Origin of the sequence: Janthinobacterium sp. AD80, from assembly GCF_002878455.1 — a bacterium.
In the GTDB taxonomy this organism is placed as follows: Bacteria; Pseudomonadota; Gammaproteobacteria; order Burkholderiales; family Burkholderiaceae_D; genus Janthinobacterium.
In genome coordinates, this window is the sequence record NZ_NRDQ01000313.1 from 1 (window position 1) to 848 (window position 848).

Sequence of the window (848 nt, forward strand, 5' to 3'; positions counted from 1 at the left end):
CTTGCGCGCCGATTACCGCACGGCCACGGGCGAGCGGCGCGACGTGGCGCTGGCCGATGGCAGCGTGCTCAGTCTGAATACGGGATCGGCCGTCAACGTGCGTTTTTGACGCCAGCCGCCGCCTGATCGAATTGCTGGCCGGCGAAATCCTCGTCACCAGCGGCCGGGGTGCCGGCAGCGACGCGCCTTTGGTGGTGGCCACGCGCGAAGGCCTGGTGCGCGCGCTGGGCACGCGCTTTTCCGTGCGCCAGCAAGATGGCGTCAGCTCCGTGGACGTGTTTGAAAGCGCCGTCGAGATCCGTCCGCGTGACGGAGACGGCGCGCCTTTGCGGCTGGCGGCAGGGCGCGGCGTGGCGTTTTCGCGCCAGGCTCCCGGCGCGCCGCATGCCATCGATGCGTATGCGGATGCCTGGTCGCGCGGGCAGCTGATCGTCGACGACGTGACCCTGGGCGATTTCCTGGCCGACCTGGCCCGCTACCGCCCCGGCATCATCCATTGCGCGCCGGAAGTGGCGCAGCTGCGCCTGTCGGGCGTATTTCCGCTGGCCGACACCGCGCGCATCCTGAACATGCTGCCGAACTCCCTGCCGGTGCAGGTGCGCAGCCGCACGCGGTATTGGGTCAGCGTCGAACCGGCGCCGTAGTGCCCCACAAAAAATATTTGCAGCCGGACTGCCCGTTTTCCGTTTTCGCGGCACCTACAGAGTAGGGCGCCTGTTTTTCACCGTCTGATGACGCCACTACTATCAGGAACTTGCATGTTTCACGCTTTGAATTTTGTCAGTTTGCCATTCCCTCACTCCGCACTGCGCCCGCTGGCGCAGGCGGCTGCGGCCCTGTGCCTGGCC

The 848-nt window shown here is 66.9% G+C and carries 2 protein-coding genes; both read left to right on the top strand.

Going from position 1 to position 848, the window contains the following annotated elements; genetic code table 11:
* Position 1: 1 nt before the first annotated feature.
* Complete coding sequence (locus JaAD80_RS32065) at positions 2–109, top strand: FecR domain-containing protein (RefSeq protein WP_102299652.1); 108 nt, start codon at positions 2–4, stop codon at positions 107–109.
* Positions 78–644, top strand: a complete 567-nt coding sequence (locus JaAD80_RS29060) for a FecR domain-containing protein (RefSeq protein ID WP_102299653.1) — start codon at positions 78–80, stop codon at positions 642–644. The genes JaAD80_RS32065 and JaAD80_RS29060 overlap by 32 nt, the downstream gene beginning before the upstream one ends.
* Positions 645–848 lie beyond the last annotated feature (204 nt).